Source organism: Thioclava sp. GXIMD4216, from assembly GCF_037949285.1.
GTDB classification, from domain to species: domain Bacteria; phylum Pseudomonadota; class Alphaproteobacteria; order Rhodobacterales; family Rhodobacteraceae; genus Thioclava; species Thioclava litoralis.
Window position 1 is genome coordinate 105,665 of the sequence record NZ_CP149927.1, and the last position, 16,454, is coordinate 122,118.

Annotated in this window: 13 protein-coding genes; 9 read left to right on the forward strand and 4 right to left on the reverse strand. The window is 62.5% G+C overall.

The features are described from left to right. Positions 1-29 precede the first annotated feature (29 nt). The 6 genes from WDB88_RS13915 to WDB88_RS13940 all read left to right on the forward strand — a co-directional run bounded on the left by WDB88_RS13915 (position 30) and on the right by WDB88_RS13940 (position 5,107). The gene (locus WDB88_RS13915) at positions 30-1,040 is read left to right on the forward strand and encodes a substrate-binding domain-containing protein (RefSeq protein ID WP_339109738.1); all 1,011 of its coding nucleotides are present in this window, start codon (positions 30-32) and stop codon (positions 1,038-1,040) included. A gap of 466 nt (positions 1,041-1,506) precedes the next feature. Then, positions 1,507-2,208, forward strand: coding sequence for a GntR family transcriptional regulator (locus tag WDB88_RS13920; RefSeq protein WP_330646878.1), 702 nt, complete (start codon positions 1,507-1,509; stop codon positions 2,206-2,208). Positions 2,209-2,221: 13 nt separating this feature from the next. Next, positions 2,222-3,007: a transporter substrate-binding domain-containing protein gene (locus WDB88_RS13925; RefSeq protein WP_330646877.1), complete on the forward strand. Its 786-nt coding sequence runs from the start codon at positions 2,222-2,224 to the stop codon at positions 3,005-3,007. A gap of 63 nt (positions 3,008-3,070) precedes the next feature. Continuing rightward, the gene (locus WDB88_RS13930; RefSeq protein ID WP_339109739.1) at positions 3,071-3,748 is read left to right on the forward strand and encodes an amino acid ABC transporter permease; all 678 of its coding nucleotides are present in this window, start codon (positions 3,071-3,073) and stop codon (positions 3,746-3,748) included. Next, complete coding sequence (locus tag WDB88_RS13935; protein ID WP_330646875.1) at positions 3,745-4,401, forward strand: amino acid ABC transporter permease; 657 nt, start codon at positions 3,745-3,747, stop codon at positions 4,399-4,401. Before WDB88_RS13930 ends, WDB88_RS13935 begins: the two co-directional genes overlap by 4 nt. Beyond that, complete coding sequence (locus tag WDB88_RS13940) at positions 4,382-5,107, forward strand: amino acid ABC transporter ATP-binding protein (RefSeq protein WP_330646873.1); 726 nt, start codon at positions 4,382-4,384, stop codon at positions 5,105-5,107. The genes WDB88_RS13935 and WDB88_RS13940 overlap by 20 nt, the downstream gene beginning before the upstream one ends. A gap of 133 nt (positions 5,108-5,240) precedes the next feature. Here WDB88_RS13940 and WDB88_RS13945 read toward each other — a convergent pair whose 3' ends face one another. From WDB88_RS13945 to WDB88_RS13955, 3 genes are all read right to left on the reverse strand, one after another. Further along, entirely contained in the window at positions 5,241-5,900 is a 660-nt protein-coding gene (locus WDB88_RS13945; protein ID WP_339109740.1) for a response regulator, read from the reverse strand. Further along, complete coding sequence (locus WDB88_RS13950) at positions 5,873-7,690, reverse strand: PhnD/SsuA/transferrin family substrate-binding protein (protein WP_339109741.1); 1,818 nt, start codon at positions 7,688-7,690, stop codon at positions 5,873-5,875. The genes WDB88_RS13945 and WDB88_RS13950 overlap by 28 nt, the downstream gene beginning before the upstream one ends. Before the next feature lie 157 nt (positions 7,691-7,847). Further along, entirely contained in the window at positions 7,848-9,935 is a 2,088-nt protein-coding gene (locus WDB88_RS13955; protein WP_339109742.1) for a c-type cytochrome, read from the reverse strand. Between the two features lie 269 nt (positions 9,936-10,204). Here WDB88_RS13955 and WDB88_RS13960 point away from each other — a divergent pair, with 269 nt between their 5' ends. Next, the gene (locus WDB88_RS13960) at positions 10,205-11,659 is read left to right on the forward strand and encodes a prolyl oligopeptidase family serine peptidase (protein ID WP_339109743.1); all 1,455 of its coding nucleotides are present in this window, start codon (positions 10,205-10,207) and stop codon (positions 11,657-11,659) included. A 271-nt stretch (positions 11,660-11,930) separates the two neighbouring features. Here WDB88_RS13960 and WDB88_RS13965 read toward each other — a convergent pair whose 3' ends face one another. Further along, complete coding sequence (locus WDB88_RS13965; protein WP_330647273.1) at positions 11,931-13,277, reverse strand: dicarboxylate/amino acid:cation symporter; 1,347 nt, start codon at positions 13,275-13,277, stop codon at positions 11,931-11,933. Positions 13,278-13,475: 198 nt separating this feature from the next. On the opposite strand from WDB88_RS13965, the gene WDB88_RS13970 reads away from it, so the two are divergent. Both WDB88_RS13970 and WDB88_RS13975 read left to right on the forward strand, forming a co-directional pair. Next, on the forward strand, positions 13,476-15,122 hold the full coding sequence (locus tag WDB88_RS13970) for an ATP-binding protein (RefSeq protein ID WP_330646868.1): 1,647 nt from the start codon (positions 13,476-13,478) through the stop codon (positions 15,120-15,122). Beyond that, complete coding sequence (locus tag WDB88_RS13975) at positions 15,119-16,438, forward strand: sigma-54 dependent transcriptional regulator (RefSeq protein WP_339109745.1); 1,320 nt, start codon at positions 15,119-15,121, stop codon at positions 16,436-16,438. The genes WDB88_RS13970 and WDB88_RS13975 overlap by 4 nt, the downstream gene beginning before the upstream one ends. Positions 16,439-16,454: the final 16 nt, after the last annotated feature.

Sequence of the window (16,454 nt, forward strand, 5' to 3'; positions counted from 1 at the left end):
CCACGGCCGCAAGGGAGGAGGAAAATCCCATGAAAATGAACAAACGCCAGCTTCTGGCATCAGGCGTCGGGCTACTGGCGATGGGCGCGATGGGGGGGCGGGTCATGGCCCAGACCAAACCGCTGCGGATTGCCGCCATCGTCCAGAGCCTGAACACGGAATATAACGTGCTCTGGGCGGATGCGGCCAAGGCGCATCCCGCCCTCAAGGCAGGTCAGGCCGAACTGACGATCCTCGACGGGCGGCAGGACATGCTGACACAATCGAACCTCTTCGATACCGTGATCACCGAAAAATACGATGCCATCATCTTCATTCCGGTGGATATCGATGCGGGCAATGATCCGATCGAGCGCGCCAAGGCGGCAGGTATTCCTGTTTTCGGCTCGAACACCGTCGTGTCGAATACGTCCCTTTATGATGCCTACATCAATTCGAACGATGTCGAGGCGGGAGAGCTGCTCGCGAAGGCGATCATCGCGCGGGCAGGCCCCGAGGCGAAAGTGGTCATACTGGAAGGCATGATCGGACAATCGGCACAGGTCCAGCGCCTTCAGGGGATCCAGAATGTTCTGGCCGCAAACCCCGGTGTGACGGTCATCGGGCAGAATTCCGCGAATTGGTCGCGCGCCGAGGCGATCACCCTTATGGAAAACCTGCTGACATCGCATGGCAGTGATATCCAAGGGGTGCTGGCCGAAAATGACGAGATGGCGGTCGGGGCGATCGAAGCCATCCGCAGCTATGGCCTTGATCCCCAAAGCCTGCCGGTCGCCGGGGTCGACGGGATTCATGATGCGCTTCAGGCGGTGAAGAACGGCGATCAGGCAATGTCGATCCTGCAAGACGCGCATGGTCAGGCGCAGGGCGCGGTGGATCTTGCGCTGCGCAAGCTGTCGGGCGCCTCCTACACCCCCGCAGCGAAGGTATGGGATGTCAATGGCGGCAGCCTTGCATGGGAAGACGGCACCAGCCAGCATTACTATGTCCCCTGGCTGCCCGTCACCCGCGAGAATGTCGACACAGTGCTGGCAGAGTAACCCCCTTCGTACCTCAAGGATGCACAGGCCCCTACGGGCGGAGCATCTTCGCATTCCTCAAGATGCGGCGCTCCTGTGCGCCGCATCTCGCCCCCTTCCCGCGACGGGGCGCCTTCTGTCGTTTTTTAATGCCCCAGAATGCGCGGCCAAGACTGCCTCTGGCATGGCCGCATAAGGCCGGATTCTTCGCGCTTCCCGCCCATCCCTGTTTCGGAACGAAGAACGCCCCATCGCATTCGCCCTCCGCACCTGCCGCTTTTCCAATCAGCCCGGCGGCCCTCCCCCGCGTCTCAGCGCCTTTCCTTTTCGCTCCTAGGGGCGGCAGATGGGGCGCAATAATGATGATAATTTAGGCGTCTCCCGCCCCGCCTTGCAAAACCACAGGCTACGGGCCTCTTTCGGTTGCCTCCCGGTTCCGGTCGTCCTCTGTGGTATACAAGATTGGACAACAAGGTGATCGACCAGCGTGCCGACGGGAATAGAAACCACAATCCTGACCGCTATCATCGAGGGGCGCCTGCCCCCCGGAAGCCGCCTCTCCGAAAACGAGCTGGCCGAAGCTTTTGCCGTTTCGCGCACCAAAATCCGTGAAGCTCTGCAACGTCTGGAAGCGCGCCACATCATCGCCTCCCGCCCGCGCAAGGGGTGGTTTGTCAATATTCCCGACGCGGAGGAGGCCGCGCAGGTCTTTGCGGCGCGGCGCTGTCTGGAATATGGCTATCTCGACACGGCCCCCAGCTTCACCCCCGAACAACTGGCTCCCATCCGCGCCCATATCGCAGAGGAACGCCAAGCCATCGCCGCAGGCGACAAGGCACAACTGACCTATCTGATGGGCGATTTCCATGTCCGCATCATCGCGCAATCCGGCAACGAGGCGCTGACCGAAATCATGCGTGACCTGACGGCCCGTACCATCCTGATCTCGCTGCGTTACCAGTCCTCGCAAAATGCACTGGCCAGCCATGATGACCATGTCGCCATCCATGACGCCCTTTGTGCGGGCCGGATGAAAGACGCCGCCCGTCTGTCCTTCGAGCATCTCGAAGATGTCGAGAAGGGGCTGGCCATCGACATCGCGCCCACGCCGCTGGCGGCGCTCCGCTCTACCCTACGTCTCGATGCCGGAGACGATGGGAACAATCAACCAATCGGCATCCTCCAATAGGGAACCCAAAGTTATGATTACTAGACGCCTCCTACTGGCCGTTACCGCCTGCCTGACACTGGCCACCGCCCCGCAACTTGCCAGCGCCGACGGGCTTGCCGATATTGAAAAAGCCGGAACGCTGCGCGTGGCCGTGCCGCAGGATTTCCCGCCCTTCGGGTCGGTCGGGCTGGATATGAAACCGGCGGGCTATGATATCGATATGGCCGCGCTGATCGCCCAGAAGCTGGGCGTCAAACTGGAGTTGGTGCCGGTCACCTCGGCCAACCGTATCCCCTATCTCCAGACCGGCAAGGTCGATCTGGTGATCTCCTCCATGGGCAAAAACGCCGAGCGCGAGGCCGTGATCGATTTCTCGACCGCCTATGCCCCGTTCTATAACGGTGTCTTTGCCCCTGCCGATCTGGCGATTGCCTCTGCCGATGATCTTTCGGGCAAGGTCGTCGGCGTCACCCGTGGTGCCATCGAGGATCTCGAGCTGTCGAAGATCGCGCCCCCGGAGGCCACGATCAAGCGCTACGAGGACAATAACGGCACAATCTCGGCCTTCCTGTCGGGACAGGTCGACGCGATTGCCACCGGCAATGTCGTGGCTGCCGCTATTCTGGAGCGCAATCCACCGAAAAAGCCCGAGATGAAATTCCTCATCAAGAATTCGCCCTGCTATATCGGTCTGAACAAGAACGAGCCTGCGCTTCTGGCCAAGGTCGATGATATCATCGCCGCCGCCAAGACCGACGGCTCGCTGAACGCGATCAGCGAGAAATGGCTGGGCATGGATCTGCCTGCCGATCTGTAACGCACAGACCGCCCCTCCGCGCGCCTCTTGCGCGGAGGCCCCCTTCCGCTGACGGACCTCCTCATGACCTATCACTTCAACTTCGACTGGCTGGCCACCTATTGGCCGGTCTTCGTGTCGGGCGTCTGGATGACCGTCCAGCTGATTGCCGTGGGCGGCACGGTCGGCATCGCGCTCGGCATCTTTTGCGCATGGGCCCGCAGCTCGGGGCCGCGCGGCCTTGGGGCCTGTGTTGCCATCTATGTCGAACTGATCCGCAACACACCCTTCCTGATCCAGCTGTTTTTCATCTTCTTCGGCCTGCCTGCGATCGGCATACAGATGAACGAGGTTGTGGCCGCAATGCTGGCGATGGTGATCAATCTGGGTGCCTATAGCGCCGAAATCATCCGTGCCGGGATCAAGGGCGTGGCCAAGGGGCAGTTCGAGGCAGGGGCCTCGCTGGCCATGAGCCCTGTCCAGACCTTCCGCCATATCGTTCTGGTGCCCGCATTGCAGAAGATCTGGCCCGCACTGGCAAGTCAGGTGGTGATCGTGATGCTGGGCTCTTCCGTGGTCAGCCAGATTGCTGTCGAAGACCTGACCTATGCCGCGAATTTCGCCCAATCACGCAGCTTCCGTGCCTTCGAGGCCTATTTCGTGTCCACCGCCATCTATCTGGCGCTGGCCATAACCTTACGCCTGATCCTAATGCAGATCGGCCATCGCATCTTCGCCACCCGCCGGAGGGCCGCCCGATGATCCAGTTCACCCTCACGGATATTTTCTGGCAGCTTCTTCTTGCCACCCGCTGGACGATCCTGCTGTCGCTTGTCTCCTTTATCGGTGGCGGCCTGTTGGGGGTTATCCTGCTGTTCGGCCGCATCGGCAAATTCGCCATGCTGCGCCGGATGATCCACCTGTATACGGAACTGTTTCAGGGCACACCGCTGCTGATGCAGCTCTTTCTGGCCTTTTTCGGTCTGGGTCTCGTCGGCATCGAGGTCTCGCCCTGGGTTGCGGCGGCCACAGCCCTGATCTTATGGACCGCCGCCTTTCTGGTGGAAATCTGGCGCGGTTGCGTCGAGGCCATCCCGAAAGGACAGTGGGAAGCCTCCGCGTCTCTGGGCATGACCTATGTCGAACAGATGCGCCATATCATCCTGCCGCAGGCATTGCGCATCTCCATCCCGCCGACCGTCGGCTTTTCGGTACAGGTGATCAAGGGCACGGCGCTGACCTCGATCATCGGCTTTGTCGAGGTCACCAAGGCCGGCACCGTACTGACCAATGCAACCTATATGCCCTTTACCGTCTATGGTCTGGTGGCGCTGATCTACTTCGCGCTGTGTTTCCCGCTCTCGTTCAGCGCCCGCATCCTTGAAAGGAAGATGAATGTCTCTCATCGACATTGACGCCCTGCGCAAAAGCTACGGCACCAACGAAGTGCTCAAGGGGATCGACCTGCATATCGAGAAAGGCGAGGTCATTGCCCTGATCGGCAAATCGGGGTCGGGGAAATCCACGCTCTTGCGCTGCATCAACGGGCTTGAAACCATCAATGAGGGCGCGATTTCCGTCGCAGGCGAGCAGCTTCTGCAGGACGACCTGCACCTGAGAGCGCTACGCCAGAAGGTTGGCATGATCTTCCAGCAGTTCAACCTCTTTCCCCACAAGACCGCAGGCGAAAACGTGATGCTGGCCCAGCAGGTCGTGAAAAAACGGTCCCGCAGCGAGGCCGAGGCTATGGCCCGCAGGATGCTGGAGCGCGTCGGGCTCGGGGCGAAATTCGACGCCTATCCCGACCAGCTTTCCGGCGGACAGCAACAGCGTGTGGCGATTGCACGGGCGCTGGCAATGGAGCCGATGGCCCTGCTATGTGACGAGGTCACCTCGGCGCTGGATCCCGAACTGGTGGCCGAGGTGCTACAGGTGGTGCGCGATCTGGCCGCCGAAGGGATGACCCTTGTCATGGTCACCCACGAGATGGCCTTCGCCCGTGATGTCTGTTCGCGGCTCGTCTTCATGCATGAGGGCCGCATCCACGAGATCGGTGCCCCCGAGGAGGTGTTCGCAAACCCCAAGACACCGGAATTGCGTAGCTTTATCGGGATGCATTAAAGCCTCTCCGGCCAGACAAAACCGTGCATTGCAGGCACGCGCCCCTGATTGCGACCGATGGCCTCCATCGTGCCGCGCGGTGCCGGATGGGCATCATGACCCGCGCAAGATGCCGGATCCCGCCGGAAGGGGGCTACTCTGCGGCGGAGAAACATCCGTAGGGATGCGGGCGGTGGCGGCTTGCCATTGCATGGGCCAGCCCCGCCACAGAACTTGCGGCCATCTTGCTCATGACGGCCGCGCGATGAACCTCTATCGTCTTGATCGACAGGTCCATGTCGCTGGCCATGACCTTGTTGGGCTTGCCCTCCAATATGCCCTCCAGCACCTCGCGTTCCCGCCCGCTCAGGCGGGCCAGCCGCGCCTCCAGCCGCTGTTGTCCGGCCAGAACATCCAGTCGCGCGGGTGCCAGCCGTAACGCGCGCTCGGTCACATCCAGCAGATGCTGTTCCTTGAAAGGCTTTTCGATAAAGTCATCCGCGCCCGCCTTCAACGCCTCGACCGCCATCTGCACATCGCCATGCCCCGTCACGATCAGGATCGGCAGCACGAAGGATCTGGCGCGGAGATGACGCAGCAGTTCCAGCCCGCTCATTCCCGGCATGCGTATATCCATCACCAGCACCGCAGGCGGCAGCGGTAACAGGTCCGGCAGCGCCTCCAGAAAGGCCTGCCCACTGTCCCAAAGCCGCACCTCATGGCCCACCGACGCAAAGAGAAAGCGCAGCGATTGCCGGAACCCCTCGTCATCATCGATACTCCAGATCAGCGGCTCCCTGTCGCACTGGCACATGGCCGACCCTCCTGTGATGCCAGACTGGCGGGCAGGACAAAGCACATCCTCACGCCCCCTCCCGCTGCGGTCTCGGCCCAAAGCCGCCCGCCATGACTTTCGATAATCGTGCGACAGATCGGCAAACCAAGCCCGAGCCCTGTCGCCTTGGTGGTGAAAAACGGGTCGAAAAGCTGTGCGGCGGCGGCCTCTGTCAGCCCCGTGCCGTGATCGCGGAGCGTGACCACGACCTTGCCTCCCCTGACACTGGTGGCCAGAACAATATCGCGCGGCCCCGTCGCCTGCGGCGCGGCCTCTGTGGCCTCCAGCGCGTTCTGTAACAGGTTGAGCAGCACCTGTTCGACCTCGACCCGATCCGCCAGAACGGCAGGCAGATCCGCGGCCAGTTCCAGACGGAGCGGAATATCGTGTCGTGCCGTGGCTGCGGTGAAAAACTCGACCACCTCACGCAGGACCACATTCAGGTCGAGCGGGCCGCGTTGCGCATCACGACGATGCAGGAAGCCACGGACCCGTCGCAGAATGGCCCCCGCGCGTTCGGCCTGACCGGCAATCCCGCGCGTGCCGTGGCGCAAGAAGGCCGGATCGGGCTGACCACGGTCGAGGACGCGGGTCAGCCCTTCGGCATAATTGGCAATCGCGGCCAGAGGCTGGTTCAACTCATGCGCGATAGACGAGGCCATTTCGCCCACGATCCCCAGCCGCGCATACTGGTTGCGTTCCTCAAGGTGCTTTTGCGCGCTCCGCTCGGCCTTCTCCCGCTCGGCGCTTTCACGCCGGAGTTCCGCCGTGCGGCGACGCACCAGAATCTCGACCCGTGCCCCGTGTATCGCCCACAGCGCCAGCGCCAGACTTGCCGCAAGCACCCATTGCCAATGGGCCAGAAGATACTGCCGCACCCCCGGCGGATCGAGCGAGGCATAGGGGCCGATATGCAGCGCCCGCAACAGGGTATGGACAGGCGTATAATCCTCCGGTGCCGTCCATGCCTGCCCGGCGGTTTCGGGCATGGCCAGCAAGGCGGTGGCCACGGTCTTGGCAAGACGTTCATCGCTGCCCGCCAGCCGTGCAAAGGGCCAGTCGGGATAAAGGCGCGAGGAAAGCTGACAGGGAAAACCGGCACTCTGGCGCGCGCCCACAACCGCAAACTCCGCCCGACCGATATGCCCCCGCGCGATTTCATCCTCGAGCATACAGGCCCGCAGCACCGCAGCATCTGCGCGCCCCTCGCGCAGGGCCGTGATCACATGGTCCATCGGAAAGCCTGTCTCGACCAATGCGGCAAGACGGTCAGAGGGGACGCCTGCGCGGCGCAGTTCCTGCGCGGCAACCTGCCAGCCGCCAAACGCCTCCGTACTGACCACGGCAAGCCGCGCCGAGGCAAGATCGGACAGACGGGTGGCATGTCCGGGACGGTTTCGCACAATCACCGCAGACCCGACCGTATCGGTAGGATAAGCGCGGTCGAAGCTTTGCAAGGTCGCGATACGGGTGACCCCGAACCGCGCTTCCAGCGTGAGATAATGGCCGGGATTGGTGATGACGAAATCAAGCTGGCCCGCTGCAACCGCCTTGGTCAGCCCCCCCAGATCAAGCGGCACAAGCACGACATCCGCCTGCGGCAGAGCCTTTGCCAGTCTCGCCACGGTCGGCGCGAAATCCTGCCGCGCCCGCGCAGCCCCCTGAAAGGCCAGCACCCCCACACGAATATCCTGCGCCGCCGCAGGCAAAGCCACGACAAGAAAAAGCGCCGCCAGAAGGCCGCGCAGGGCGGAATGCACAGTAAGCATGCCCACAGAATGCCGCAATCGGGCAGATCGCACTTTGCTCTGTGTCAATATCCGGTCGGCAAACCTCTTGCCGTAACGGGGGTGTTACAGCGGTCGTGACCGGAGGCCTGCCGCTCCAAAGCCGCCCTAGCGGACGGCTTTGGACCCGGACATAGCGTCAGTACCGCGCATCGAAGGGCTTGGGATCTTTGAGCCAGTCATTGACCTTACCGGCAAAATCGGGCCGCGGCATGTGGGTGAAATACTCCGCCACATCGACCGCGTCCTGATCGCTCAGCCCCCCTTGCCCCAGCGGGAAACCGTCATGCATCGCAATCGGCATATTATGTTTGACGAAAGCTGCCGCTTTGAAGGTCCGTGCCATGCCCGCCCCGATATTGAAGGATTCCGCCCCCCAGAGCGGCGGATAGACCACCCGCCCCTCGGCATCCTTCACGCCCTCGCCCTGCGCGCCGTGGCAGGCGGCACATTGCGCGGTATAGATCTGCGCGCCGCGTTCGGGATCAGGGGTCAGCGAGGTGTCGATCTTGCCGATCCCGCGCCCCTCGACCTTGTCCTCAGGGCGGGTTTTGCCGCGCATCCAGTCGTAATAGGCAAGGAAGGCCGCCATTTCGGCACTGTCTCTGGCCAGAGGCTTGCCATTCATCGACCGCTGGAAACAGCCATTGATACGCTCCTGCATATCGATCACCTTGCCGGGCCGCGTCATATAGGTGGGAAAGAAGGCGGTGACACCGACATAGGGCGAGCCATCGGCCACGGTCCCCGCATTGAGGTGGCACGATGTGCAGTTCAGCTTGTCACCCACATGGTCGGGAAGCAGATCGCGGGTTTCGGCATTGAGCCGCATCCCATAGACCAGTTCTTCGGCATTGGGCGCATCCAGCAGCCCCCGCAGGCGCGGCGTGACAAAGCTTGACGCATCCACCGACGGGTCCAGCGCCTTGCGGGCTTGCGCCACCTGCGCCGTTGTGACCGGCGGAGCGCCCGCCCCCCAGTTCTCGCGCAGGAAGCTGAGGATCTCGGCAATCTCGTCATCCCCCAGCCGTGCGAAGGACGGCATATGGAAGGCGCGCGGATGGGTCTGGGTCTGTGCGCTGGCCCCGCCGGTCAGGGTGATGTGCAAAAGCGTGGCAGGATCGCGCGCGGCAATGGTGTGATTGCCGGCGAAGGGCGGGAACACGCCGGGCACGCCGGCCCCGTTCGGTCTGTGGCAATCCGAGCAGAACTGCATATAGCCCACCCCCCCCGCCGTGGTATAGGTCGTCAGCGGCACGGGCGCGCCAGTGGGCACCTCATCGGCCTGCCGCACAGCAGCGCCAGAGGGAAGGCTGTCCATATAGACGGCCATCGCTGTCAGATCGGCGTCGCTGATATGCTGGGTCGAATGCGAGATCACATCGACCATGCTGCCCGACACCGTGCCGAAACGGTTCTGCCCCGTTTTCAGTAGCTCGACCATATCGGGCACGCTCCACAGGTTGCGCAGCGAGACCGCGTTCCAGTGTTCCACCTCGGCACCGGCCAGAAACCTGTCCCCCTTGGGCCCCGTGCCATCCATAGTGACTTCCTGAAAACCTATGCCACGCGGCGTGTGGCAGGCTCCGCAATGCCCCAGCCCCTGCACGAGATAGGCCCCGCGGTTCCATTGTGCACTCTGCGCCGGATCAGCGGCAAAGGGGGTCTTTTGCAGGAAAGCCGTATTCCATAACCCCAAGCCCCAGCGCTGGTTGAACGGAAAACCGAGCGCGGTGCGCGGCGGAGTGTCCTTCACCGGTTCCAGCCCCTGCCGGAGATAGGCCCACAGCGCCCCCATATCCGCCGCGCTCATTTTCGCATAGGACGGATAAGGCATGGCCGGATAGAGATTATGCCCGTCCTTTGCCACCCCCTTGCGCATCGCACGATCGAATTCGGCAAAACTCCATGCCCCGATACCGGCCTCCGGATCGGGGGTGATATTGGTCGAATAGATCGTCCCCATCGGGCTTTCCAAAGCCAGCCCGCCCGCCATTTCGGCCCCGCCTCTGGCCGTGTGACAGGCCACACAATCGCCCAACTCGGCAATGTAGCGCCCCTGCGCGACCAGCGCCGTAGGCGCCTCGCCCGCAAAGCCCGGCGAAAGTTCCGGATCCAGCGCGGGGGGCTGGAGCGCCCAAAGCACCCCTCCCCCGATCACAAGCGCCACTGCACCGGCCCCATATGCGAGCCGTTTCCTGACTGATACCGCTGCCTGCCGTGCCATATGTGTGTCCTCGCGGATATGCTGCTGGGTCCCCAGAGCCTACCGCCCGTCAACCGCTCCGGCAATTTGGGGGTAACCCGCAGGCGGTTAGGGTTTACCCTAAGCCGCACGGGGCCGCAGCACCCAGGCCAGAGCGCCCCACCATTCAAGACCCCTCTTCAAGAATTGGACAGAAACACAGGTCGCGCTGGACCTTTCCAATATAGGAACCATATTGGTTCCAGTAATGGCGGCCAACCGGCACGCGCAATCACAGCACAGGTATCCTCATGGTTTTTCTTTCCAGACGGTCTTTTCTTCTTTCCGGCGTGGCAACGGGTGTTTGCATGACCAGCGGGACACCGCTTCTGGCACAGGATGCCAACGGATTTCAGGCGGCGGCTTCTGCCATGTCGCAAAACACCGCCCCGATGACCCCCGGCCTACAGGGCATCACCGCGATATGCGAGGTGACGGGGGGCGGCGAGAAAGTCTATGCCATCGCCGTCGAATATGACACCGAGATCGATCCCGAAAGCCTGTCGACCAGCAGCTATAGCGCCGCTGTGGTGCCCACAGCCGATGGCTATTACCCCGGCATGCCCGCAGGCCCCAGCAATAACGACACCGAGAAAACGCCTGTCGCCCGCGAAATTGTCGCGATCTATACCAACGACACCGCGATGCGGCGGCTGGACCAGAGCTCGGTCAAGGGCCGCTATGTGATTGCCGAATTCGCCCATGCGGACGATCTCAGCCAGCCCACCACCGATAGCGAAAAGGTCCGCCTGACCCAGACGGCAGAGATCCGCACTCTCGCAGGGGCCAGCTATCCGGCGGCGGACAAACAGTGGAGCAATGTCTCCGGTCACGGAACCTCCGTGGCCATTCGTGGCGTGGATGCATGGGAGCAGAACCATTGGTGGTGGGATGACAGCCGCTCGGCGTGGCTGGAATATAGTATCTACCTGCCCAAATCCTTCCTTGCCGAGGGCGGGGAAGAAAAATCCTATCCCCTGATCCTTGCGATCACCCATTCCGGCACAAGCTATGATGGCACCTGCAAGGAGACGCTAACCGAAACCTGCATCGCCAGCATCTGGGGGATGCCGGAACAGCAGGCCAAGGAGGAATGCGTCGTCATCACCCCCCGCTACGAACGGACCACGATGAACGATTACTGGGAGCATACCGCCGATGTGGAAAACACCTATCGGCTGGTGCAGTCACTTTTGTCCAACACCTGGAATTACGGCAATCCCAACCTGTCCGACCGGCGCGACAAGGTGCTGAAAATCGACCCCGCCCGCGTCTATTGCACGGGCTGGTCAATGGGGGCGATGACCTCGCTCTGGCTGATGGCGCACCATCCCGAAACCTTCGCGGCGGGTCTGATCATTGCCGGTCAGCAACGGCCGCAGGATGTCGTGGGGCTGGCCGATCAGAACCTGCTGATCATCACCGGCACGGAAGACCAGAAATCCACCCCCTGGACCGAAGCCTGCCTGCCGGTCTGGCGTGATGCGGGGGCCAAGATCACCCGCCCCGATACCACGCTCGATCCCGATCTGATCTTCCCTGTCACCGATCAGAAGGCGCTGGACGATCAGGTGAACGGCTATCTGGATGAGGGCGGCAATATCACCTTCCTGACCTTCGAGGGTGTCGATCACATGGCCTCGGCCCGCAAGTTCTTCTATATCTCCGCCGCGCGGGACTGGCTGCTGTCGAAGACCAAAGCCTGAGCGGGCCAAGGCGCGGCCCGAGGCGGCATCGTTGCCCGGGCCAGACCCTGCACCCCTTCTGGCGGGAGCGCGGCGCCTCTGGTTGCCCGCCCTGCCAAGTCCTATGGAGCCAGACCAATAGGGCCAGACGGAGGCCGGTCGTGCGCGTCTTCTGCACATGCCAGCAAATGCCGGACCACGAAAAAACCGGAGCGTCAGGGACGCTCCGGTTTTCGTGCTTTGCCGGTTTATGGGAGGACCGGACTTGGGGAAAGGCTCGGGGGGGAAAGGCTCAGGCCTGACTGGGCTCGGCGGCCTCGCTGGAATGGATCGTGCTTTGCGGCAACGGCGGCAACTCTCCATTAAGCGCGCGGTGTAGCTGCTCTTTATCCAGCTTGCCTTCCCAGCGGCTGACCACGATGGTTGCCACGGCATTGCCGATAAAGTTGGTCAGCGAACGGCATTCGGACATGAAACGGTCGACCCCCAGAATCAGCGCCATCCCTGCCACAGGCACAGTCGGCACAACCGAAAGCGTTGCCGCCAGTGTGATGAAGCCCGCCCCCGTCACACCTGCCGCACCCTTCGAGGACAGCATCGCCACGAGCAAGAGCAGGATCTGGTCGCCCAAGGAAATATCGATATTCATCGACTGGGCAATGAACAGCGCGGCCAAGGTCATGTAGATATTGGTGCCATCCAGATTGAAGGAATAGCCGGTCGGGATCACCAGACCCACAACAGGACGGGCACAGCCTGCGCGCTCCATCTTTTCCATCAGGGCCGGCAGGGCCGATTCCGATGAGGACGTGCCCAGCACCAGCAGCAGCTCGGCCTTGAGATAGGCGACCAGCTTGAAGATCGAGAAGCCGCAGAGCCAGCCCACCACTCCCAGCACGCCGAAGATGAAGATCGCGGCGGTCAGGTAGAACGTGCCGACCAGCATCGCGAGATTGGCGATGGAGCCGATGCCATATTTGCCGATGGTAAAGGCGAAGGCCCCGAACGCGCCCAAGGGGGCCGCTTTCATCAGGATTGCCACCAGACGGAACACGACAAGCGACAGTTTCTCGCAGAATTTCACAACCGGCTGGGCGGGTTCGCCGACCAGAATGCAGCTTACCCCGAACAGGATCGCAACCAGAAGAACCTGCAGGATATTGCCATCCACAAAGGCCGAAACCAGCGTTGTGGGGATAATGCCCATAAGGAAGCCCTGCAGCGAGGTCTCATGTGCCTTTTCGGCATAGCTGCTGACCTTGCTGGTATCGAGGGTGGCAGGGTCGATATTCATCCCCGCCCCCGGATGCACCACATTGGCCACGATCAGGCCAACGATCAGCGCCAGCGTCGAGAAGAAGAGGAAATAGCCAAGCGCCTTGGCGGCAACCGACCCCACATGCTTGAGCGACCCCATGCCGGAGAGACCGGTCACGATGGTCAGGAAGATCACCGGAGCGATGATCATTTTCACCAGTTTGATAAAGGCGTCCCCGATCGGCTTCATCGCCTCGCCGACGCTGGGATAGAAATGGCCAAGAACGGCACCACACGCGATGGCGACCAGAACCTGGAAATAGAGATGACGATAGAACGGAATATGCCGATGGGCGGTCGTGCCGCTGCTCTCGAACTGCATCTGCTCCTCCACATGCTTTGAGATTGCAGCGAGCATATGAAAACCCAGCGGGGAGTCCCATTTTCACGGAAATTTTGTTAACTCTTTATAAATCATAAAAATTCACATTTTTCGGCGCGTAAAACTGTTTCGCTTTCCACACAGTTGAAAATCACATAATGTGGAAAGTGAAACATTCATGACGGATATACGCGCCACATGACACAGACAGACTCGGCTTCGTGGTGGCGCTGGGGGCCTGCCCTGCTTGGGGCGGGCTGCACGCTCTGTCTGCTGGCCCTATATCTGGTGGCCGACCACCAGCTTTCCAAGAGGCTTGCCGCAGACGCCGCCACAGATGCCCATATGCGGGTTCTGGCGATTGCCTCGGAACTGGCACGCCAGAAATCTGTCGGCGCGGTGCTGGCAACCGATCAGGGCATTATCGGCACACAGCAGGATGCCACCCCCGCGCAATGGCAACGCCTTTCGGAACGTCTCGAGGAGCTGAATGCCGATATCAACGCCTCCGTCATCTATGTCACCAATGTCCAAGGGGTGGCGGTGGCGGCCTCGAACTGGCGCGACGAGGCGTCTTTTGTGGGCACCTCCTACGGGTATCGCAGCTATATCCGCGACGCCTTGCAGACCGGAGAGGGCCGCGAATATGCGCTTGGCTCGGTCAGTCACCAGCCGGGTCTGTATCTGTCGCGCCGGATCGGCGGGGCACAAGCCCCTTTGGGCGTGGTGGTGGTCAAGCTGACCTTCGATGTGCTCGAAAATGGCTGGCGCGGGTCCGATCATCTGGCGTGGATCACGGACCGCGACGGGCGGGTGACGCTGACCTCCGACCCTGCCCTGCGCTTCGGCCCCTCGCCCGTAAGGGGGCCGGTCACTGTCTCCGAGGCAGTGCCCGGCTCGGGGTGGCAACTGCATCTGCATGTCGCGCCTTGGCCCGCGCATCTGCTGGCAGGCGCGATCACTGCGGGGGGCGCCCTTGTGATGGCCGCGCTGTGGCTTGCACACCGGACGTTCCGCCGCAGGCAGCGGGTCGCCGCGCAATATCGCGACCGGCTCGAACGCGATGTCGAGACCCGCACGCTGGCGCTGACCCGCCAGATCCGCGAGCGCGAAGAGGCCGAAGCGCAGCTGGCGGGTATGCAGGCGGCGCTGGTACAGGCCAACAAGCTGGCCTCGCTGGGGCAGATCTCGGCCGGGGTGGCACATGAGATCAACCAGCCGCTTTCGACAATCCGGCTGCTGGCGGAATACGGGCAGGATGCGGTTCCCGCAGGCCAGCAGCATGACCCGCTGCGCGACAATCTGCGCCAGATCGTGGAGATGTCGCACCGGATCGGCACCATCACTTCCGACCTGCGGGGCTTTGCGCGCAAATCGCGCGGCAATCGCGAGCCGGTTTCGCTGCGCGCGGCATGGCAGGCCTCGCTCAGGCTGGCGGCCAGCCGCCGCGCCACCGAAGCCGTCGGGATCAGCGCGCCCGAAATCCCGGAAGATCTGCTTATCGATGCGGAATCCGTGCGTCTGGAACAGGTTCTGGTCAACCTTATCCAAAATGCCCAAGAGGCGCTTTCGGGGCGGTCGGATGGGCGGATCTGGCTGGAGATCGTCCGCCACGAGACACAGATCTCGCTCTATATCTGCGATAACGGGCCGGGGTTGGCGCCTATGGTGGCACGCGCGCCCTTCACGCCGTTCCAGACCACCAAGGCCACAGGACTGGGGCTGGGTCTGGTCATCTGTCAATCCATCCTGCGCGATTTCGGTGGCGATCTCAGCTATGATCCGGCAGCAGACCGGACGGGGGCGCGCTGGCGCATGGATCTTACCCTCTGGGAGGCCCGATGACCCACGGCCTGATACGCCTGATCGAGGATGACGCCCCCCTGCTGGCCGCCCAGCGGCAAGGGCTGCAAATGGCGGGGTTCGAGATCGAGGGGTTTGCCGACCCCTTCGAGGGGCTGGCGGGCCTGACCGAGGACTGGCCCGGTGTCATCCTGTCGGATGTGCGCATGCCCGGCATGGACGGGATCACACTGGCCCGCAGGCTGCGCGAGATCGACCCCGATCTGCCCGTCATCCTGATCACCGGACATGGCGATGTGGAAATGGCGGTCGGGGCCTTGCGCGACGGGGTCTATGATTTCCTGACCAAGCCGGTCAGCCGCGCGACACTGGAAGCGACGCTGCATCGTGCGCTTGCCGCAAGACGGCTGGTACTGGAAAACCGCGAATTACGCGCCGCCCGCGATGAAAGCGGCCAAGCCCCCGATCTGATTGGCGAAAGTGCCGCCATGCGGCATCTGCGCGATGCCGCCCGACATGTGGCGGCCTCCGGCGTCAACGCCCTGTTTCTGGGGGAGGCCGGTGTGGGCAAAGAGCGACTTGCCCGCCATATCCATGCCCTCAGCACAAGACGGACCCGCCCCTTCGTCTCGGTCAATTGCGCCGCGATCTCGCCCGAACGTTTCGATGCCGAATTTCTGGGGCGCGTGGGTGGCTCCGGCCCCCATATGCGCAGCTTCGGGCGGATCGAAAGCGCCTCGCGCGGGTTGCTCTATCTCAACGGGATCGAGGCGCTCGGCCCCGAGATGCAGGCCCGCATTCTGGAGGTCATCGAAACCGGCCAGCTCTGGCCGGTCGGTGCCACCTCGGCGCGTGCGGTCGATCTTTGGGTCATCGCGGGCACCCGTATCGATCTTGGAGCCGAGGTTGCGGCAGGCCGGTTCCGCGACGACCTCTATTACCGGCTGAGCGGCCTCAGCCTGACGCTCCCCCCTTTGCGGGCGCGCCGCGAGGATATCGGGCCGCTGTTTCGCCATTTCGCCACCAGTGCCGCGGCACGTCGCGGGAAAACGGCGCCCCCCCTGACCGAAGTCGATCAGGCGCATCTGGACGTGCATGACTGGCCCGGCAACCTGCGCGAACTGGAACAGTTTGCCGAAACCTTTTGCCTCGGGCTGGAAAATGGCCCCGCCCCCGAAACCGGCGGCGACATGTCCCTTTCCGAGATGGTCACGCGATACGAGGCCGCTCTTTTGCGCAATGCGCTGCGCGCCGAACGCGGAAATGCCACCGCCGCGATGGCCCGATTGCAACTTCCCCGTAAGACTTTTTACGATAAACTGGCCAAACACGGCATCCGTAGCAGCGATTTCCGATAGCCCCGCCCGCCTTTGC